Below are 19,286 nucleotides of genomic sequence, written 5' to 3' on the forward strand. Positions count from 1 at the left end.
GCGGACCTGCCCGGCGCGTGACGGCTGAGCTCATCACATTCTATACGCGCAGGGCCCACGCGCTTCGTGCCGAGGCGTATCGCGACGCCGTGTGGGCGTTGTGGCGTGCCTTGGCCGGATTCGTCAGCCGCGGTTGATAGACCGTCGCTCGCGCAATCTGGGCTGCGTAGCCCGGATGAAGCGCAGCACAATCCGGGAACGGCGCCGCCGCGGGAACGACCGTCCCGGATTTCGCTTCGCTTCATCCGGGCTACGGGAGCTTGGTTCGAGATTCCGGGTTGATCGCTGGCGCGATGCCCCGCAATGGCCGTCAGGCGCTCGCGCCCTTTGCCTTCGCGCGCCGCAGATGCTCGTCCAGCCGCGGCATGATCTCGACGAAATTGCAGGGGCGCGTGCGGTAGTCGAGTTGCGCGGCCAAAATGCCGTCCCAGCCATCACGGCAGGCGCCGGGGGAGCCGGGCAGACAGAAAATGAAGGTCGCGCCCGCGACACCGGCGGTGGCGCGGCTCTGGATCGTCGACGCGCCGATCTTGGCGTGGCTCAGCATGTGAAAGGCGATCGAGAAACCGTCCATCCGCTTCTCGAACAGCGGCTCGATCGCCTCGGGCGTCACGTCGCGGCCGGTGAAGCCGGTGCCACCGGTGGTGATGACAGCATCGACGCCTGGATCCGCAATCCAGCGCCTGACCACCGCACGAATTGCCTCGACATCGTCGGTGACGATCTCCCGCGCCGCCAGCTTGTGGCCGGCTGCCGTAAGGCGGTCGGCCAGCGTAGTGCCCGACTTGTCATCGGCCAGCGTGCGGGTGTCGGAAATCGTCAGCACCGCGATGTTGAGCGGAATGAATGACTTGGATTCGTCGATCGAAGACATCGTGTACCTCACACACTGACGTCATCCTGAGGTGCGCGTGCAGCGCGCCTCCAAGGATGGGCCGCGGGCTCCGCCATCCTTCGAGGCGAGCACCTCGGGATGACGCCACCGGCAAGGAACCACCTTGCCGTCGGCGGTCGCCGGCTAGCCGCTGCCGAACGTGTTGCAGGCCTGCACCGTGCCCTGCTGGTAGCCGGTCATGAACCATTGCTTGCGCTGCGCGGCGGAACCGTGCGTGAACGAGTCGGGCACCACCCTGCCCGTCGCCTGCCGCTGCAGCGTGTCGTCGCCGATCGCGTTCGCGGTAGTGAGCGCGGCATCGATGTCACCGGCCTCGAGGAAGCCCGGCCGCTTCTTCTCCTCGCGGTTGACCCAGACGCCGGAGAGGCAGTCCGCCTGCAATTCGACCCTGACCTGCAGTGCGTTGGCTTCCGCCTTGCTGCCGGCCTGCTGCTGCAATCGCGTCACGCGCGGAATGATGCCGAGCAGATTCTGGATATGATGGCCCGCTTCATGCGCGATGATGTAGGCCGCGGTGAACTTGCAGGCATTGCCGGAGCAGCCGCGGAACCGCGTCTCGACCTCACGGAAGAAGCCCGTGTCGAGGAAGATGGTCTTGTCCGGCGGGCAATAGAACGGTCCCATCGCCGATTGCGCCATGCCGCAGCGGCCGCCGTTGGTGGCATTGCGGAACAGCACGATCTTCGGACCGGTGTAGGTCTGGCCGCTTGCCCGGAAGATCTCGCTCCAGCGGTCATCGATCTCGCCGAGGATGCCGGCAATCATGCTGCCCATCTCGTCGGTCGGCGCGCCGCGCTTGGCTTGTCCTCCCGACGCCTGGCGATCGGTCTGATAGGTCGGCGCCTGGCCGCCGCCGGTGAGGATTTCCGCGCCGCCGATCAGGATGCGCGGGTCGATGCCGAAGGCGTAGCCGAGCAGGCCGAGCACGATGATGGTGCCGATGCCAAGCCCGCCACCGCCGCCCATCGGAATGCCGAAACCGCCGCCGCCTCCGCCCATCCCGCCTTCGTCGCGACGGTCTTCGATGTCGTCGCTGCGACGGAAATCATCATAGCGCATGGCGGCTTTCCTTCATTCCCGTCGGCGACCCGACACGTGGGCATTCCAACGTAAAATTTCCATTCTGTTAATCAATAGCGCGCCCGGCAAAAATTGCCTAGTCCAGACTGGCACCTTGCAGCGGGCGCGGCTTACCGAATGTCGGCCAATCTACCGGTCGAATCGTGCCGGTTTGATGATCTCAAGATTTCTTGCAGAACACACTGACGCTGCAGCACAACGCGAACGACGACGCGTCACGTCGTTCAAAACGTGCTGCAATCTTTTGCGTGAAGATTTCCAATTAAGTCGATTTTTACTTTGGCCGGTCAATGTGTCGCCAGTCGGTTGTTTAGTCCCGCGTCGCCGACAGCGTCGCCTGAGTCAGAGTTCTTGAGTCATGGTTGTGTCGCGTCGCGGGGCGTCTGCAAGGGCGCCCCGCACCAAATTTGAGAGTACTCCATCGAGCCGGATCGTCATTGGCGATTGTGTGGCCGAGATGTCGAAGCTGCCGGCCGGTTCGGTCGACCTGGTCTTCGCGGATCCTCCCTATAATCTACAGCTCAAGGGCGATCTCAAGCGCCCCGACGAATCGCATGTCGATGCCGTCGACGACGAATGGGACAAGTTCTCGTCCTTCGCCGCCTATGACGATTTCACCCGCGCCTGGCTGCTCGCCTGCCGCCGCGTGATGAAACCGTCGGCGACGCTGTGGGTGATCGGCTCCTATCACAACATCTTTCGCGTCGGCGCGATCATGCAGGACCTCGGCTTCTGGCTCCTGAACGACATCGTGTGGCGCAAGTCGAACCCGATGCCGAACTTCCGCGGCCGCCGCTTCACCAACGCGCACGAGACCATGATCTGGGCCGCGCGCGACGAGAAGGCCAAGGGATATACATTCAATTATGAAGCATTGAAGGCGGCCAACGAGGACGTGCAGGCACGTTCCGACTGGCTGATCCCGCTGTGTACCGGCGAAGAGCGCCTCAAGGACAACGACGGCAAGAAGGTGCACCCGACACAGAAGCCCGAGCAGCTTCTGGCCCGCGTGCTGTTGTCGTCGTCCAAGCCCGGCGATCTCGTGATCGATCCGTTCAACGGCACCGGCACCACCGGCGCCGTCGCCAAGCGCCTCGGCCGCAACTATATCGGCTTCGAGCGCGACCGGACCTACGCCGCCGCGGCGGAAGCGCGCATTGCCGCGATCGAGCCGCTGCCGAACGCAACGCTGGCACCGTTCATGACCGCCCGCGACGCACCGCGTGTCGCGTTCTCCGAACTGATCGAGCGCGGCATGATCGTGCCAGGCGCAAAGCTGGTCGACGCCAAGAAGCGTCACGGCGCACTGGTCCGTGCCGATGGCGCCATCATGCTCGGCGACAAGGTCGGCTCGATCCACCGCATCGGTGCGGTCGCGCAGGGCTCCGGCGCCTGCAACGGCTGGACCTTCTGGCACGTCGAAACCAAGAGCGGTTTGCGGCTGATCGACGAGCTGCGCGCCGAGATCCGCTCCGAGATGGCGCAGGCAAGCTGACGGTTTCGAGCATTGCGGGTGGGCAACGGCGCGATGCGCCGCGCCACGATGCCTTTCGTGGTCCGGCATGCGAGCGGCGCGCAGGTTTCGGTCTGCTCAGCCGACAGCTTGCCGAATATCTTCCTCGCGCCAGCACACGCGCCTTTTTCACAAACTCGTCGCTTGCGCATTGCAGTAAAGTTTGCACATGAAGGCCGGCGCGCGGCTTTCCCCCGCTGCGTCCCGATCCCATCGGTCACAACATCAAAGGGAGTCCTTTCATGCTCAAATTCTATTTCAACGGCGCGCCAAACCCGAACAAGGTCGCGCTGTTTCTCGAAGAGTCCGGCCTGCCCTTCGAGGCGATCCCGGTCGACACGCGGAAGGGCGAGCAATTCGCGCCTGACTTTCTGAAGGTCAACCCGAACGGCAAGGTGCCAGCGATCGACGACGACGGCACCTTCGTGTTCGACTCGAACGCTATCCTGCTCTATCTCGCCGAGAAGACCGGCAAGTTCCTGCCAGCCAACACGCAGGCCAATCGCGCCGCGATGCTGTCGTGGCTGATGTTCATCGCGACCGGGCTTGGTCCGTATTCCGGCCAGGCGGTGCACTTCAAGCATTTCGCGCCGAAGGACCTCGACTACGCCAACAACCGCTACCAGTACGAGGCGCATCGCCACTACAAGATCCTCGACGATCACCTCGCCAAGTCGCGCTACATGGTCGGCGACGCCTATTCGATCGTCGACATGGCGTTCTGGGGCTGGGCGCGGATGGCGCCGTTCGTGCTCGGCGAGGAAGGCTATGCGAAATATCCGAACGTCAAGCGGCTGGTCGACGAGATCTCTGCGCGGCCGGCGGCGACGCGGGCGATCGCACTGAAGGACAAGCACACCTTCAAGGCCGAGATGGACGATGCGGCGCGCAACATCATGTTCGGCCACCTCAAGACCAAGGTGGCGTGATCCGATCCACACGACAAGAAAACGGCGCCCCGTACGGGCGCCGTTTTCGCTTCTGCCACTCGCTGGTGGAGCTTGGCTATCTCGCCGGAAACGCACCGAGCACCTTCTCGGTCAGCATCGAATCGCAATATTCCCTGACCTCCTTGATCTTGCCGCCGTCGAACCGCAGCACCAGGCAATAGTCATTGTCGTAACGCTGGCCGGTCTTGGTGAGGTTATTGCCCTTGGCCTCGACCACGACGATATCGCCATCGGCGACGATGCGATGGGCGACGGTGCGGCCGCGCTCGACCAGTTTCGAGCGGACGTGGCCGTGTAGGTCGCTGAGGATCGACTGCTTGCCGATGAAGGTGCGCGACCAAGAATATTGCCCGGTCACGGTCCAACTCGCGTCGTCGGCGAGGCTTGCCACGAACAGGGATTTTTCGCGCACCGCGGGATCGGGATCGCCAGTGACGGCGAACATCTGCTGCACCAGCTTCTTGTTGTCGGCTGCGCTCATGACGGCACTCCTGAGATTGATGGGCCTTTGATGTGTGACGAATTCCTCGCGCGAACCGGTGCCGGTGCGCTCGAAACGCCTTGCCTGCCAATCCTGCGGCGCCAGCGCTCATTCTTCCAATCGATAGCTGGCATGATATATATCCACGGCATGAATTTGAATTCGCTTGACCTCAATCTGCTGGTCGCGCTCGACGCGCTGCTGAGGGAAGCCAATGTGAGCCGCGCCGCGATGCGGCTGCATCTGTCGCAGCCGGCGACCAGCCACGCGCTGCAGCGGCTGCGCGACCTGATCGGCGATCCGCTTCTGGTGCGCAACGGCGCGCGGATGGAATTGACGCCGCGGGCGCTGGCCTTACGCGGACCGCTGGCGCAGGCCCTCGAGCAGGTGCGCGCACTGTTCGTGCCCGATGATTTCGATGCTGCGCGCAGCGAGCGGCATTTCCGGCTGATGATGCCCGACCTAGCAGTCGAGCTGATGATGCCGCGGTTGATGGAAAAGGTGACGCGAGCCGCGCCCAACGTCACAATCGACGTGGTGCCATGGCGGGGACCTGCGATCTTCACGGCCGAATTCGGCCGCACCATCGATCTGGTGATCTCGATCGGCGACGCGTTCAAGGGCTTTCACCGCCAGCGGCTCTATACCGACAGCGATGCGCTGGCGGTGCGGCGCGGCCATCCCGTCGGCGCGAAACTGAACAAGCGCGAGGCGTTCATCGCCGCGCGGCACGTCGCCGTGGTGATCCGCGGCCAGAGCGAGGATCTGATCGACACCTGGCTGCGCGCAAAGGGCATCGAGCGGCGGATCGCGCTGGTGGTGCCGGGCTATATCGAGGCGCTGCACATCACCGCGCGCACCGACCTCGTCGCCTTCGTCCCGCGCCGGCTGATCTCGGCGCTCTCAAAGCAACTGTCACTGATGACCGTGACGCCGCCGCTCGATCCCGGGATCGACGAGCAGCACATGTTCTATCCGACCCGGGCGCAGATGGACCCGGGCTCGATCTGGCTGCGCAAGCTGATGCTGGAAACAGGGCGGGAGATGGAGACGCGGAAGGCGAAGTAGCGCAGCGCTATCCCCACGTCGTCCCGGCCTTCGCCGGGACGACATCGAGTCTTTAGGCCCTCGCCTTCTGCTCGGCCAGCACCTTCTGCACGGCCGGGCGCTGCTCCATCCGCTCCTTGTGCGCCTTCACCTTGGGCAAGGTCGCAACGTCGACGCCATCGCCGTCGAGCCAAAGCGTCAGTGTGTAGAGATAGCAATCGCCGACCGTGTAGCTGTCGCCCATCACCCAAGGGCCCTTCAGCATGTCGCGCTCGATCAGATTGAAGCAGGCGCCCATCGTCTTCGGCACCATCCCCTTCATGTCGGCGAACGAGCTTTCAGCCGTCGCCCAGCGGGCGCCGCGCATCTTATGGGCGTGGTTCACATGCACGGTGGAGCACAGATAGGAATTGAAGGCCTGGAGCTTGGCAAACTCGAAGGCGTCGTCGAGCGGCGCGAGCTTGGCCTGCGGGAAGCTCTGCGCGACATAAGCAAGGATCGCCGGCGTCTCGGTCAGCACGCCGCGATCCGTCACCAGCGTCGGCACGCGGCCCTTTGGATTGAGCTTGAGATAGTCCGGGCTGTTCTGCTGGTTGGCCTTGAAGTCGAGCTTCTCGGTCGTGTAGGGCGCGCCGGCTTCGGCCAGCGCAATATGGGAGGCGAGCGCGCAGGTCCCGGGGGCGAAATAGAGCTTGAGCATGGTGCTGTCCTCTTCGGGCCTTGTCGGTTCGGCAGAACCGGCCCTCGCTTCTTGTTTTGACGCGGCGGACGTTAACGGTACCGCCGTTTGCCGTCCATCCCCACCCAACGCCACAGCGCTTTCGCGGTTGCCCACAATGCCGCCGCCATGCCATGACCGGCGGGATCAAGAGGGCTCTCATGACTGTACTTATCGCAGGCGGTGGAATTGGCGGACTGACGCTGGCGCTCAGCCTGCACCAGATCGGCGTCCCCTGCCGGGTGTTCGAAAGCGTGCCCGAATTGAGGCCGCTTGGTGTCGGCATCAACGTGCTACCGCATGCGGTGCGGGAATTGATCGAGCTCGGCCTGCATGACCGGCTCGACGCTGCGGCGGTGCGGACACGGGAGCTTGCCTATTTCTCCAAGCACGGCAAGCCGATCTGGAGCGAGCCGCGCGGGCTCGAAGCCGGCTACAAGTGGCCGCAATTCTCGATCCACCGCGGCCGGCTGCAGCAGCTCCTGCTCGATGCCGCCACCGAGCGGCTGGGGCCGGCGAACATCCTGACCAGCCATCATCTCACTGGCTGGACCGAGACCGCGGATGGCGTCCGCGCCGAGTTCATCGACCGGGCGACCGGCAGGCCGGCCGGCAGCTATGAGGGCGCGCTGCTGATCGCCGCCGACGGCATCCACTCGGCGGTGCGTGAAAAACTCTGTCCGAACGAGGGAGCGCCGATCTGGAACGGCCGCATCCTGTGGCGTGGCATCACGCGTGCGAAAGCTTTCCTCAGCGGCCGCACCATGATCATGGCCGGCCACGAGATCCTGAAATTCGTCTGCTACCCGATCTCCAAGGAGGTCGGTCCTGACGGCCAATACGACATCAACTGGGTTGCCGAACGGCACATGCCGCCGACCTATCAGTGGCGCCGCGAGGACTATAACCGCGCCGCCAGGCTCGACGAGTTCCTGCCATGGTTCGAGAGCTGGAATTTCGACTGGCTCGACGTGCCGGGCCTGATCCGGAACTGCCCGCACGCCTATGAATATCCGCTGGTCGATCGCGATCCGATCCCGCAATGGACCTTCGGCCGCGTCACGCTGATGGGCGATGCCGCCCATCCGATGTACCCGATCGGCTCGAACGGCGCCTCGCAAGCGATCCTCGACGCGCGGGTGCTGACCCGCGAGATCCTGGCGCACGGCCCGACCCATGAGGCGCTGATCGCCTACGAGGCCGAGCGACGCCCGGCCACCACCGATCTCGTGATGCTAAACCGCCGCAACGGCCCGGAACAGGTGATGCAGCTCGTCGAGGAGCGCGCGCCTGATGGCTTCGGCGTTGTCACCGAGGTGCTGTCGCAGCGGGAGCTCGAAGACATCGCCGCCAACTACAAGCGCGTCGCCGGCTTCCAGGTCGAGGGGCTGAATGCCAAGCCGCCGATCGTGCAGCGGGCGGGCGCAGTCTAGCGAGGCGCAACATCCCCCCGTCATGCTAAGGAGCACGGCGTCTCGAAGCATGAGCGGCCCGGTCGGTGGCCGTCATGCTTCGAGACTCGCTGCGCCAGCACCTCAGCATGACGGATTTAGCTGAAGTGCGGATTCGGCTACCCAAGCGCCCGCGCAGACTCCACCAAGCGAATGCTGCTGGTCGCGGTGGCGAGTAGCGTGCCGTTCTTGGCTGTCAGCCGGCTCTCGACGAAGGCGATGGTCTTGCCGAGCTGGGTCACGGTCGCCTCGCCCGTGATCGGCCCGGGCTTCGCCGGCGCCAAGAAGTTCACGTTCATGGTGATGGTCGTGGTGTAAAGCCTGCCCTCGGTCATCACGAACACCGCCGGCCCCATCGTGTCGTCGAGCATGGCCGAGAGGATGCCGCCCTGAACGAAGCCGGCGGGATTGCAGAAGGACTCCTTGCCGTCGAACAGGATCCTGATCCAGCCGTCCTCCGGACGGGCATCGATCAGGCGCCAGCCGAGCAGCCTGGCGCATGGCGGCGTGGGGATGTGGTCGAGCGCGGTTGCGATCATGGCGGCCTCCGTGTGCCTGATGTCGTAACCGAGTCCTGCTGCCAGCATGGTGTCAGCAGGACGAGCCTCTTATTGGAGCATGATCTCTTCGGAAAACCGCTTCACACTTTTCCGGATCATGCTCTAGAGATCGAGCCCGTGCGCGACGACCTTGCGCATGACGTTCGGAAGCGCCTCGTCGGCAAGCGTCGCGACTGGCACCCAGCGCATGCCCTCAGGCGCGCGTGTCCGCGGCTGAACGCTGGCGGTGTAGACGACCAGCTCCAGCGGGAAATGGGTGAAGACATGGGTGACGACGCCGGCCTTGCGGTGCCAGCGGGTAACGCTCTTGAGTTGGGGCGCTTGCGCCAGCGCCGCCTTGTCCTCCTGGCCGGCAAGCCAGTCCGATCCCGGCACTTCGGTCATGCCTCCGAGCAGGCCCTTTGCCGGGCGCGAGCGCACCAGCAAGTCGTCGCCCCGCGTCACCACGAAGGCCGCGCCGCGGCGCAAGCTGCCATTCTTCTTCGGCGCCTTGCGCGGGAACGTCTCCTGATCGCCCCGCATGCGCGCCGCACAGTCGTTGTTCAATGGGCACAGCGAACAAGCCGGCTTCTTCGGCGTGCAGATCGTGGCGCCCAGGTCCATCAGCGCCTGCGCGCTGTCGCCAGCGCGAGACTTCTCGTCGCCGGCGCGAGATTTCTCATCGCCGGCGCGAGACGGGCTGAGCAATGTCGCGGCCAATTGCTGGATCAGCGGCTTGGCCTGCGGCAGCGGCTCCTCCACCGCGTAGAGCCTGGTCACGACACGCTCGATATTGCCGTCCACCGGCATGGTGCGGCGGTCGAACGCGATCGCGGCGATCGCTGCCGCGGTGTAGGGCCCGATTCCCGGCAGCTTGCGCAGGCCCGCTTCGGTGTCGGGAAATATCCCGCCATGGTCGTTGAGCACTGCGACCGCACAGGCATGCAGATTGCGCGCGCGCGAGTAATAGCCGAGCCCGGCCCACATCCGCAGCACGTCATCGAGCGACGCACGGCCGAGCGCCGTCACATCGGGCCAGCGCGACACAAACTTCTGGAAATAGGGACCGACCGCCTTCACGGTGGTCTGCTGCAGCATGATCTCCGACAGCCACACAAGGTACGGATCCGCCAGCTCCCCCGCCGCCGCGCGCCACGGCAGCCGCCGGCGATGCCGATCGTACCAGGCCAGCAGCCGAGCCGGGCGGTCGGCAGGATCTTCGATCAGGTTCGTTTTTGCAACGACACGAGAGCTCATTGACGTACTGTAAAGCCCGGACGCAGATCTCTCTACGTCATGCCCGGGCCCGTCCCGGGCATCCACGTCTTTCTTTCTCGCCAGACACGATTTCAGTCGCCTTCGCCACGCTGCTATAACTCTCCCATGTCCAAGCCCGTCCCGGTCAGAGCCAAGCCCCTGTCGGTCCTGCTCAGCGACGTCTTCACCGACGCCTATGCCAAGCAGGGCTTTGCCGCGCGAGAATTGGTGACGCGCTGGAGCGAGATCGCCGGCGAGCGCATCGCCGCCTATTGCGAGCCGCTCAAGATGCAATGGCCGCGGCCGGTGGAGGGCCAGCCGCAGGAACCGGCGACGCTGGTGCTGCGGGTCGAGGGGCCGATGGCGCTGGAGATCCAGCACTCCTCGGACGTCATCCTGGAACGGGTGAACCGCTTCTTTGGTTGGCACGCGGTTGGCCGGCTGACTATCCGCCAGGCGCCGCTGTCGCGACGCGATCGCCCGGCACGACCCCGCCCGCCGGATGCGAAGGCGGTCGCCAGGGTGGCGGAAGACCTCGCGGCCGTGGAGGACGAGGACTTGCGCGCGGCGCTGGCGCGGCTGGGCGCCTCAATCAAGCGAAATTGACGCTTTTCCGCCATTCGGCCGATGGAACCCGCCATTGCCACGATAGTCGTTTCAAGCTAGCGAAGGCTTCTTTCCGGGACTCTTCATTCATTCGGCGTGAATGCGCCAATCCAGGAGCAGACCTTGATCATCACACGCCGTGCCTTCACCGCCGCTCTCTCTCTCACCGGGCTCGCCGCCCTCGCCGGTCTCTCGCCGCTGCGCTTGATCACGGGCGCCTTTGCGCAAACCGCAGCCGAAGTTGCCAAGCCGCAGTCGCTGCCCGACATGGCGCTCGGCCCGCAGGACGCCAAGGTCACCATCACCGAATACGCCTCGATGACCTGCCCACACTGCGCCAACTTCAATGAGACCGTGTTCCCGAAGCTGAAGTCGGCCTACATCGACACCGGCAAGGTGCGCTATGTGTTCCGCGAATTCCCACTCGACATCAAGGCCGCCGCCGGCTCGATGCTGGCGCGCTGCGTCGCCAAGGACGACGCGCCGAAATACTTCGCGGTGATCGACCTGCTGTTCCGCCAGCAGAATGACTGGGTGATGAAGAACACCACCGAGACGCTGACGCGGATCGGCAAGCAGGCCGGCCTCAGCCAGCAGCAGGTCGAGGAGTGCCTGAAAGACCAGAAGCTGCTCGACAAGATCGCCGCCGACCAGAAATACGCCAACGACGTGCTGAAGGTGAATTCGACGCCGACCTTCTTCATCAACGGCGAGATGCTGAAGGGCGAGACCTCGTTCGAGGAATTCAGCAAGCACATCGATCCGCTCCTGAAGAGCTGATCAGCTTCGACCGGATCGGCGTTCCAGAGATCGAGGGGTTCCACGCTTTCATCGACGATACGCGTATCGTCGATGAAATCGCGTTCGCGAATTGAGCCAGCGCATCGATTCGCTGTTGAAAACTTGAGCCGCGGAAATTGGGTTGTTGCGGTCCGTCGAAGCCGCAAGACTGCTGTAAAACCCCTGCAAATCCCTTGGGAAAAGCCGGGTCAAGCGGTTGCTCTCCAGCGCGGGCCTCGCCATTGTCCCGCTCCATGAGAGCTGCACGCAGCTATTCACCCCACACACCGACATTGCCTTCTATGGTATTGTCACGGCAGGGAGATTCGCGCCCGGCCAAGCGAGATTTGTGTACATGAAGCTCACGCGCCTCCGCCTCCACGGTTTCAAGTCGTTCGTCGATCCCACCGACTTCATGATCGAGCCGGGCCTGACCGGCGTCGTCGGACCGAACGGCTGCGGCAAATCCAATCTGGTCGAAGCGCTGCGCTGGGCGATGGGCGAAACCTCGCACAAGTCGCTGCGCGCCGCCGACATGGACGCGGTGATCTTCGCCGGTTCCGGCAATCGTCCGGCGCGCAACCACGCCGAAGTGGTGATGACGATCGACAATGCCGATCGCACGGCGCCGGCCGCCGTGAACGACAGCCAGATTCTGGAAATCTCCCGCCGCATCGAGCGCGAAGCCGGCTCCGTCTACCGCATCAACGGTCGCGACGTGCGTGCGCGCGACGTGCAGATTCTGTTCGCCGACGCCGCCACCGGCGCGCGTTCGCCGGCCCTCGTCCACCAGGGCAAGATCGGCGAAATCATCCAGGCCAAGCCCGAGCAGCGCCGCCGTGTGCTGGAAGATGCCGCCGGTGTCGCCGGCCTGCATGCCCGCCGCCATGAAGCGGAACTGCGGCTCAAGGCGGCCGAGACCAACCTGACCCGCGTCGAGGACGTGATCGGCCAGCTCACCGGCCAGATGGACGGTTTGAAGAAGCAGGCCCGCCAGGCGATTCGCTATCGCGAGGTGGCGGCGAAGGTGCGCAAGTCCGAGGCCACGCTCTTCCACCTGCGCTGGATCCAGGCCAATGCCGACGTCAACGACGCCGCGCGCACCCATGATCTCACCGTGCGCGAGATGGCCGAGCGCACCCAGCATCAGGCGGAGGCCGCCCGCATCCAGGCGATCCGCGCCGCTGAGCTGCCGGCGCTGCGCGATGCCGAGGCGCGGGCCGCCGCCGGCTTGCAGCGCCTGACCAATGCGCGCGAGATGCTCGACCGCGAGGAACAGCGCGCCAAGGAGCGCGTCGGCGAGCTCGATCGCCGCTTGACGCAGTTCGCCGCAGACATTGCCCGCGAGCAGCAGCAGACCTCGGACGCCGACATCGCGCTGCAGCGGCTCGACACCGAAGACGCCGAGCTGAAGGAAGAGATCAAGTCGCGCGTCGAGAAGCGCTCCGGTGTCGACGAGCGCGTCGCGGACGCCGAAGCCATTCTGGCCGCGACCGAGCGCCAGTTCACCGAGCTCACCACCCAGCTCGCCGATCTCACTGCCAAGCGCAACCAGCTCGAGGCGGGCGTGCGCACCCATCGCGATCGGCTGGCGCGGCTCGATCAGGAGATCGCCAACGTTCAGGCCGAGGAAGAAAAGCTCGCGCAGGAAACCGGCAATCTCGGCGACATCGATGCGCTCGCAGCCGCCATGGAGATGGCGCAGCAGACGCTCGCCGAATCCGAGGCCGCCGTGCAGGCCAGCGAGGCCCATCACGCCGCGGCGCGGCAGACGCTGGAGTCCTCACGCAACCCGCTTGTCGAGGCCGAGAAGCGCGTGCAGCGGCTCGAGACCGAGGCCCGCACCATCTCGAAGCTGGTCACCAGCGAGACCAAGAACTTGTGGCCGCCGATCATCGACGGCATCACGGTCGCCAAGGGTTATGAGAAGGCAATCGGCGCCGTGCTCGGCGACGACCTTGACGCACCGGTCGATCCGTCGGCGCCGATGCGCTGGACCAACGCCGCCGCGACCGGCGACGATCCGGCTCTGCCCGACGGCGTCGAGCGGCTGGCGGACCATGTGCAGGCCCCGCCGGAGCTGGCGCGGCGTCTGGCGCAGATCGGCGTCATCGCCAAGGAACGTGGTGCTGCGCTGGTGTCGCAGCTCAAGACCGGCCAGCGGCTGGTGTCGCTGGAGGGCGACGTCTGGCGCTGGGACGGCTTTGTCGCTGACGCACACGCGCCGACTGGTGCCGCACGCCGCCTGGCCGAACGCGCCCGTCTCGTCGATATCGAGCAGGAGCTGGAACAGGCCCGCATCGATGCCGCCGCCAAGCGCCAGGCGCTCGAGACGGCCGAAGCCGAACTGCGCTCCGCATCGGCCGCCGAAGCCGCTTCCCGCGAAGCGGTGCGCGCCGCCCGCCGCGAGACCGACGCGGCGCGCGAGCGTCACGCCGCGACCGAACGCGAGATCAACCGCCATGCCGCGCGCAAGTCGGCGCTGACCGAGGCCCATAGCCGCGTCGCCGCCGATCGCGCCGAGGCTGAAGCTGCGCATGAGAGCGCTGTCGCGGCGCTGTCCGAGCTGCCGCCCAGCGTCGAGACTGAAGCTCAGCTCGCCGCGGTGCGCGCCGAGATCGACAACCAGCGCCGTGCCGCCGCCCAGGTCCGCGCCGAGGCGCAGGCACTCGCCCGCGAGGCCGAGCTCGCCGATCGCCGCGTGCAGGCGATCCTCGCCGAGCGCAACGAGTGGCAGAGCCGCAAGACCAGCGCGGCCTCGCAGGTCGAGACCATCGAGGCGCGCATCGCCGAAGTCTCGATCGAGCGCGAGGAACTCGCCAACGCGCCGGAGGTGTTCGCCGAGAAGCGCAGCGCGCTGATCTCGGAGATTGAGCACGCCGAGAGCGATCGTCGCATCGCCGCCGACGCGCTCGCGACCGCCGAAGCCGCGATGGCGGAAACCGACCGGGTCGCCAAGGCCACGCTCGAAGCCCTCTCCTCGTCCCGCGAGGCCACCGCCCGCGCGGAGGAGCGCATGGAAGGCACCCGCCGCCGCCTCGCCGACATCGAGCGCGAGATCCACGACATGCTCGAGGTCGAGCCGAATGCGGTCGCCACCATGGCCGAGATCGAGCCCGGCGCGGAACTGCCGCCGGTTACCCAGGTCGAGGAAGAGCTCGAAAAGCTGCGGCGCGACCGCGAGCGCCTCGGCGCCGTCAACCTGCGCGCCGAGGAGGAGCTCAAGGAGGTCGAAACCCAGCACACCGCGCTGACCACCGAACGCGACGATCTCGTCGAGGCGATCAAGCGGCTGCGCCAGGGTATCCAGAGCCTCAACCGCGAGGCCCGCGAGCGTCTCTTGACCTCGTTCGAGACCGTCAACAATCACTTCAAGCGGCTGTTCGTCGAGTTGTTCGGCGGCGGCGAAGCGGCGCTGCACCTGATCGAGAGCGACGATCCGCTCGAGGCCGGCCTCGAGATCATCGCCAAGCCGCCCGGCAAGAAGCCGCAGACGCTGTCGTTGCTCTCGGGCGGCGAGCAGGCGTTGACGGCGCTGGCGCTGATCTTCGCGGTGTTCCTCACCAACCCGTCGCCGATCTGCGTGCTGGACGAGGTCGACGCGCCGCTTGACGACCACAACGTCGAACGGTTCTGCAACCTGCTGCACGAGATGACCGGCTCGACCGAGACCCGCTTCATCATCATCACGCACAATCCGATCACGATGGCGCGGATGAACCGGCTGTTCGGCGTCACCATGGCCGAGCGCGGCGTGTCTCAGTTGGTCTCGGTCGACCTGCAGGGCGCGGTGGATATCCTCGACCAGAACGTGGCGTAGGGTTAGGGCTGCGCATCGACGTCATTTTCGTGATACCTCAGCACCGTCATTGCGAGGAGCTCGCGACAAAATTGCAAAGCAATTTTGCGCTGAAGCGACGAAGCAATCCATGCCTCGGCAAGTGGCGCCATGGATTGCTTCGCTCGCAATGACGTGTGGATGGCGCGTCAGGACATGACGAAGACATGACCTCACCCGATCTTCCCGCGGAACTGAAGGCCGCCCTCAACGCCAGGCTCGAAGGCCTGTCGCGCAACAATGCGGCGAGCCGGGCAGCGGCGATCTCGCAAACCTATCGCGAAGGCGGTGGCTCCGAGGCGATCAGGACGGAGACCGACGCGCTCGCCTACGCGCTGGCGCGGATGCCGGCGACCTATGCGGCGGTGGTCGCGAGCCTGAACGCGCTCGCCGAGATCAGGCCGGACTTTGCACCAGCAACCCTGCTCGATGTCGGCGCCGGTCCGGGGACGGCGAGCTGGGCCGCGACGGAAGCATTCTCCTCGCTGCAACGCTGCACGCAATTCGATGCCAACGCCGCATTGCGGACGCTGGCGCAGCAGCTCGCTCATGACAGCACGCGCCTGCACGCCGTCACCTATGAGCTCGGCCCGGCTCGGACCCTGCTCGCGCAGGCCGAGCCCGCCGACCTCGTGGTTGCGAGCTACATGATCGGCGAGATCGGACAGGCGGAGCGCGCGGCGCTGGCCGAAGCGCTGTGGTCCAAGACCAACGACACGCTGCTGGTGGTCGAGCCCGGCACGCCCGCAGGCTATGCACGGATCATCTCGCTGCGCGCGCAGTTGATCGCGGCCGGCGCCCGTGTCGCCGCGCCCTGCCCGCATGACCGCGCCTGCCCGCTCATCGCGCCCGACTGGTGCCATTTCTCCCAGCGACTGCAGCGCTCGCGCGCGCACAAGCAGGTGAAGGGCGCCGAGGTGCCGTTCGAGGATGAACGCTTCGCCTACGTCGCGCTGACACGCCTACCGGCGACCTCGCATCCGTCTCGCGTGCTGGCGCAGCCGGACGCCGGCAAGGTCGAGATTGCGGCCAAGCTCTGCACGCCCGACGGCGTCACCGTCACCAGGATTCCCCGTCGCGCCAAGGCCGACTACGCGCGCGCCCGCCGCTGGCGCTGGGGCGACGCAGTTTAGGCAAGTCGGCCTGATGAGGGCCGAGGAACAGTACGACATCGTTGAACCGATCGCAGAGCTGTTCCGACCAAGACAGCGCCCACCTTTTCGCGGCGGGCTGCCGTATGCCCGGATTTGAGCTACGCTGCCGCCGTGTCGTGCCACCAGGAGCTGCCTCGTCATGTCGACCAGTTGGATCGTTATCGGCGTCATCGTCCTTCTCGTGCTGTTTGCATTTGGCGCCTACAACCGCCTCGTCGCGCTCAGCCAGCGGGTCAATCAGGCCTTTGCCGACATCGACGTGCAGCTCAAGCAGCGCCACGACCTGATCCCGAATCTGGTCGAGACCGTGAAAGGCTATGCGGCGCACGAGCGCGGCACGCTGGACGACGTGATCAAGGCACGCAATTCTGCGATGTCGGCGCAGGGGCCGGCTCAGGTCTCGGCCGCCGAGAACCAGCTCTCCGGCGCGCTCGGCCGCCTGATCGCGCTGTCGGAGGCCTATCCCGACCTCAAGGCCAATGCCAACTTCCAGCAACTTGCCGCCGAGCTCTCCGATCTCGAGAACAAGATCGCCGCCAGCCGCCGCTTCTTCAACAATGCTGTCCAGGAGTACAACACCGGCATTCAGCAGATGCCGGCCGCGCTGTTCGCCGGCATGTTCGGCTTCACCCGCAAGGATTTCTTCGACCTCGGTGCCAGCCGCGCCGACGTCGAGACGGCGCCGAGCGTGAAGTTCTGAGCCGCATGACTCAGCGCATGCTCGGTCATTCCGGGGCGTCACAAAGCGACGAACCCGGAATCTCGGCATTCACCTCGAGATTCCGGGTTCGCGTCTATGACGCGCCCCGGAATGACGAGAATTGATCATGGCCGCCTACGGACTCTACACGCATATCGCATCGAACAAGTTTCGTTCGATGCTGTTGCTTGGCGGGCTGTTCCTGCTGATCTACGTGCTGGTCTATGCCGGTGCACTGGTCGGCGAGGTGGTGATCGACAGCGGCCGCTCGGTCGACGACTACCTGAGACAGGCCGCGCACGATCTGGTGTCCGCATTCCCCTGGGCGACGATTGCGGCCGCTGCCTGGATCGTCATCGCCTACTTCTTCCACCAGGACATGATCGATGCCGTCACCGGCGGCGAAAGCGTGACACGGCAGCAGCAGCCGCGCCTCTACAATCTGTTGGAGAACCTCTGCATCTCACGCGGCATCCCGATGCCGAAGTTGAAGGTGATGGACAGCCCGGCGCTGAACGCGTTCGCGACCGGCTTGAACCCGCGGCAATACGCCATCACGGTCACCACCGGCCTGTTGAAGGCGCTCAACGACCAGGAGATCGAGGCCGTGCTCGGCCACGAGCTCACCCACATCAGGAATGGCGACGTGCAATTGATGGTGGTCGCCGTGATCATCGCCGGCGTGGTCGGCTTCTTCGGCGAACTGTTCTTCCGCGTTTTCACAAATCTGTCGTGGAACTCGACCGGCGGCGGCTGGTCGTCGTCCACGTCATCCTCCTCGTCTTCGTCCTCCTCGTCGGACCGCGACAGCAAGGGGTCGGGCGGCGGTGCGATCGTCGTGATCATCATCGCGATCGCGCTGATCCTGCTGGCCTGGCTGCTCTCGCAGGTCGTGAAGCTGGCGCTGTCGCGGTCGCGCGAATTCCTGGCCGATGCCGGCTCCGTCGAGCTGACGAAAAACCCCGATGCGATGATCTCGGCGTTGCGCAGGATCGAAAATCGCGGCGAACTGCCGGGCGCGACGTCGGCGGTGATGGAACTCTGTGTCGACAATCCGCGCGAGGGCTTTGCCGACCTGTTCGCGACCCACCCGTCGATCAAATCCCGGGTCGATGCGCTGGTGAAATATGCAGGCGGCCGCGATCCCGGCCCGCTGGCCCTGCCCCAGGACAACGCTGACGGTGCCGGCACGGCAGCCGTCGAGCCGGACACCACCATCGGTCCGGCGCCGCACCGCGGGCCGTGGGGCGAGGCCACAACGCCTGATGGTGCACCGCCGCCGCTGCCAGCCCCCGGCCCGGCGCAGGATCCGCCTCGGGGACCTTGGGGCCGGCGTGTCTAAAGTTCGGTGCAGTCCTCTCATTCCATTAAGGAAATCCCCACCAAACCAAAGGTGGGCTCGTTGAGGAATTGAATTCTCCCTCGTTTCTGCCATGTTCGCGCCCAAAGCAGGCGTGGGGACTTGCCGATCGCCCTCGCGATCGGGAGCGCGCTTTTAAGGGACTTCCATGGCAAAGCCGGTTGTGATCGTGGTGGGCGCTGACAAGGGCGGGGTCGGCAAGACCACCGTCTCGCGGACGCTCCTGGACTATTTCAGCGCCAACAATGTGCAAACCCGGGCGTTCGACACCGAATCGCCGCGGGGAACACTGAAGCGCTTCCATCCTGACATCACCGAGATCGTCGACATGACGACGACCGCGGACCAGATGAAGATCTTCGATACGCTGAGCTCGGGCCCGTCGGTGACCGTGATCGACGTCCGCGCCGGACTGCTCTCGCCGGCCTTGGCCTCGCTGCGCGACATCGGTTTCCTCGACGCGGCGCGGTCCGGCCAGATCACCTTCGCCGTGTTCCATATCCTCGGCCCCTCGATCGCGTCGCTCGATGAGATCGCCGAGACCGCCAACTTCATGACCGGTGCGAAGTACTTCCTGGTGAAGAACTTCATCAACGACACCCAGTTCTTCCAGTGGGATCAGTCGACCTACAATTCCTACTTCCACCGCATCAAGGATGCGACCGATCTCACGATCCCCAAGCTCAACGAAATGGCCTATGAGCAGGTCGAGGTCTCGTCCGTCCCGTTCCTGAAGTTCGTCGCCAACAAGCTCATGAACGACGACGCCGCGAACTATTCCTTCGTGCTGCGCGGCTATGTCCGGCACTGGCTGGCCAATGTCTGGAGCGAGTATGACCGGATCAAGCTGACCGACCTGGTCGGCGCCAAGTCGGCCACCCGCGGCGAAAAATAGTCACGGCTTCGACTTTGATGGG

Annotated in this window: 18 protein-coding genes; 12 read left to right on the forward strand and 6 right to left on the reverse strand. The window is 65.3% G+C overall.

Annotated features, from left to right (window positions below):
* The first annotated feature begins 17 nt into the window (after positions 1-17).
* Positions 18-137, forward strand: a complete 120-nt coding sequence (locus P6U25_RS29185; RefSeq protein WP_407148207.1) for an RSP_7527 family protein — start codon at positions 18-20, stop codon at positions 135-137.
* Between the two features lie 173 nt (positions 138-310).
* Here the strand turns inward: P6U25_RS29185 and moaB are convergent, their stop codons facing one another.
* Complete coding sequence (moaB, locus tag P6U25_RS29190; RefSeq protein ID WP_407148208.1) at positions 311-874, reverse strand: molybdenum cofactor biosynthesis protein B; 564 nt, start codon at positions 872-874, stop codon at positions 311-313.
* A 144-nt stretch (positions 875-1,018) separates the two neighbouring features.
* Positions 1,019-1,954, reverse strand: coding sequence for a neutral zinc metallopeptidase (locus P6U25_RS29195; protein WP_407148209.1), 936 nt, complete (start codon positions 1,952-1,954; stop codon positions 1,019-1,021).
* A gap of 379 nt (positions 1,955-2,333) precedes the next feature.
* Here P6U25_RS29195 and P6U25_RS29200 point away from each other — a divergent pair, with 379 nt between their 5' ends.
* Together P6U25_RS29200 and P6U25_RS29205 are read left to right on the forward strand one after the other, a co-directional pair.
* Positions 2,334-3,470 (forward strand): site-specific DNA-methyltransferase, encoded by a 1,137-nt coding sequence (locus tag P6U25_RS29200; protein ID WP_407148210.1) that lies wholly within the window; start codon positions 2,334-2,336, stop codon positions 3,468-3,470.
* Positions 3,471-3,730: 260 nt separating this feature from the next.
* Positions 3,731-4,417: a glutathione S-transferase family protein gene (locus tag P6U25_RS29205; RefSeq protein WP_407148211.1), complete on the forward strand. Its 687-nt coding sequence runs from the start codon at positions 3,731-3,733 to the stop codon at positions 4,415-4,417.
* A gap of 76 nt (positions 4,418-4,493) precedes the next feature.
* On the opposite strand, the gene P6U25_RS29210 is transcribed toward P6U25_RS29205, so the two are convergent.
* A complete protein-coding gene (locus tag P6U25_RS29210) occupies positions 4,494-4,919 on the reverse strand; it encodes a nuclear transport factor 2 family protein (RefSeq protein ID WP_407148212.1) in 426 nt (141 codons plus the stop codon).
* 150 nt (positions 4,920-5,069) lie between these two features.
* Here P6U25_RS29210 and P6U25_RS29215 point away from each other — a divergent pair, with 150 nt between their 5' ends.
* A complete protein-coding gene (locus P6U25_RS29215) occupies positions 5,070-5,987 on the forward strand; it encodes a LysR family transcriptional regulator (RefSeq protein WP_407152645.1) in 918 nt (305 codons plus the stop codon).
* 52 nt (positions 5,988-6,039) lie between these two features.
* Here P6U25_RS29215 and P6U25_RS29220 read toward each other — a convergent pair whose 3' ends face one another.
* Positions 6,040-6,666 (reverse strand): glutathione S-transferase family protein, encoded by a 627-nt coding sequence (locus P6U25_RS29220; RefSeq protein ID WP_407148213.1) that lies wholly within the window; start codon positions 6,664-6,666, stop codon positions 6,040-6,042.
* Between the two features lie 179 nt (positions 6,667-6,845).
* Between P6U25_RS29220 and P6U25_RS29225 the strand changes: the two genes are divergently transcribed.
* Positions 6,846-8,117, forward strand: a complete 1,272-nt coding sequence (locus P6U25_RS29225; protein ID WP_407148214.1) for a flavin-dependent oxidoreductase — start codon at positions 6,846-6,848, stop codon at positions 8,115-8,117.
* Positions 8,118-8,254: 137 nt separating this feature from the next.
* On the opposite strand, the gene P6U25_RS29230 is transcribed toward P6U25_RS29225, so the two are convergent.
* Together P6U25_RS29230 and P6U25_RS29235 are read right to left on the reverse strand one after the other, a co-directional pair.
* On the reverse strand, positions 8,255-8,674 hold the full coding sequence (locus tag P6U25_RS29230) for a PaaI family thioesterase (RefSeq protein ID WP_407148215.1): 420 nt from the start codon (positions 8,672-8,674) through the stop codon (positions 8,255-8,257).
* 123 nt (positions 8,675-8,797) lie between these two features.
* On the reverse strand, positions 8,798-9,931 hold the full coding sequence (locus P6U25_RS29235; protein ID WP_407148216.1) for an A/G-specific adenine glycosylase: 1,134 nt from the start codon (positions 9,929-9,931) through the stop codon (positions 8,798-8,800).
* A gap of 126 nt (positions 9,932-10,057) precedes the next feature.
* Here P6U25_RS29235 and P6U25_RS29240 point away from each other — a divergent pair, with 126 nt between their 5' ends.
* The 7 genes from P6U25_RS29240 to P6U25_RS29270 all read left to right on the forward strand — a co-directional run bounded on the left by P6U25_RS29240 (position 10,058) and on the right by P6U25_RS29270 (position 19,264).
* Positions 10,058-10,537, forward strand: a complete 480-nt coding sequence (locus P6U25_RS29240) for a DUF721 domain-containing protein (RefSeq protein ID WP_407148217.1) — start codon at positions 10,058-10,060, stop codon at positions 10,535-10,537.
* Between the two features lie 123 nt (positions 10,538-10,660).
* The gene (locus tag P6U25_RS29245; RefSeq protein ID WP_407148218.1) at positions 10,661-11,317 is read left to right on the forward strand and encodes a DsbA family protein; all 657 of its coding nucleotides are present in this window, start codon (positions 10,661-10,663) and stop codon (positions 11,315-11,317) included.
* 355 nt (positions 11,318-11,672) lie between these two features.
* Positions 11,673-15,137: a chromosome segregation protein SMC gene (gene smc, locus P6U25_RS29250; protein WP_407148219.1), complete on the forward strand. Its 3,465-nt coding sequence runs from the start codon at positions 11,673-11,675 to the stop codon at positions 15,135-15,137.
* Positions 15,138-15,322: 185 nt separating this feature from the next.
* Positions 15,323-16,288 (forward strand): small ribosomal subunit Rsm22 family protein, encoded by a 966-nt coding sequence (locus tag P6U25_RS29255; protein ID WP_407148220.1) that lies wholly within the window; start codon positions 15,323-15,325, stop codon positions 16,286-16,288.
* 160 nt (positions 16,289-16,448) lie between these two features.
* Positions 16,449-17,009, forward strand: coding sequence for a LemA family protein (locus P6U25_RS29260; protein WP_407148221.1), 561 nt, complete (start codon positions 16,449-16,451; stop codon positions 17,007-17,009).
* Between the two features lie 127 nt (positions 17,010-17,136).
* A complete protein-coding gene (locus P6U25_RS29265) occupies positions 17,137-18,351 on the forward strand; it encodes a M48 family metallopeptidase (protein ID WP_407148222.1) in 1,215 nt (404 codons plus the stop codon).
* Between the two features lie 166 nt (positions 18,352-18,517).
* A complete protein-coding gene (locus tag P6U25_RS29270; RefSeq protein WP_407148223.1) occupies positions 18,518-19,264 on the forward strand; it encodes a hypothetical protein in 747 nt (248 codons plus the stop codon).
* The last annotated feature ends 22 nt before the right edge of the window (positions 19,265-19,286 follow it).

This window comes from Bradyrhizobium sp. ORS 86 (assembly GCF_045571475.1).
GTDB lineage: Bacteria > Pseudomonadota > Alphaproteobacteria > Rhizobiales > Xanthobacteraceae > Bradyrhizobium.

Coding starts and splice junctions, on each gene's coding strand:
- moaB (WP_407148208.1), bottom strand. CDS start 874: ATGTCTTCGATCGACGAATCCAAGTCATTCATTCCGCTCAACATCGCG.
- P6U25_RS29195 (WP_407148209.1), bottom strand. CDS start 1,954: ATGCGCTATGATGATTTCCGTCGCAGCGACGACATCGAAGACCGTCGC.
- P6U25_RS29200 (WP_407148210.1), top strand. CDS start 2,334: ATGGTTGTGTCGCGTCGCGGGGCGTCTGCAAGGGCGCCCCGCACCAAA.
- P6U25_RS29205 (WP_407148211.1), top strand. CDS start 3,731: ATGCTCAAATTCTATTTCAACGGCGCGCCAAACCCGAACAAGGTCGCG.
- P6U25_RS29210 (WP_407148212.1), bottom strand. CDS start 4,919: ATGAGCGCAGCCGACAACAAGAAGCTGGTGCAGCAGATGTTCGCCGTC.
- P6U25_RS29215 (WP_407152645.1), top strand. CDS start 5,070: ATGAATTTGAATTCGCTTGACCTCAATCTGCTGGTCGCGCTCGACGCG.
- P6U25_RS29220 (WP_407148213.1), bottom strand. CDS start 6,666: ATGCTCAAGCTCTATTTCGCCCCCGGGACCTGCGCGCTCGCCTCCCAT.
- P6U25_RS29225 (WP_407148214.1), top strand. CDS start 6,846: ATGACTGTACTTATCGCAGGCGGTGGAATTGGCGGACTGACGCTGGCG.
- P6U25_RS29230 (WP_407148215.1), bottom strand. CDS start 8,674: ATGATCGCAACCGCGCTCGACCACATCCCCACGCCGCCATGCGCCAGG.
- P6U25_RS29235 (WP_407148216.1), bottom strand. CDS start 9,931: ATGAGCTCTCGTGTCGTTGCAAAAACGAACCTGATCGAAGATCCTGCC.
- P6U25_RS29240 (WP_407148217.1), top strand. CDS start 10,058: ATGTCCAAGCCCGTCCCGGTCAGAGCCAAGCCCCTGTCGGTCCTGCTC.
- smc (WP_407148219.1), top strand. CDS start 11,673: ATGAAGCTCACGCGCCTCCGCCTCCACGGTTTCAAGTCGTTCGTCGAT.
- P6U25_RS29255 (WP_407148220.1), top strand. CDS start 15,323: ATGACCTCACCCGATCTTCCCGCGGAACTGAAGGCCGCCCTCAACGCC.
- P6U25_RS29260 (WP_407148221.1), top strand. CDS start 16,449: ATGTCGACCAGTTGGATCGTTATCGGCGTCATCGTCCTTCTCGTGCTG.
- P6U25_RS29265 (WP_407148222.1), top strand. CDS start 17,137: ATGGCCGCCTACGGACTCTACACGCATATCGCATCGAACAAGTTTCGT.
- P6U25_RS29270 (WP_407148223.1), top strand. CDS start 18,518: ATGGCAAAGCCGGTTGTGATCGTGGTGGGCGCTGACAAGGGCGGGGTC.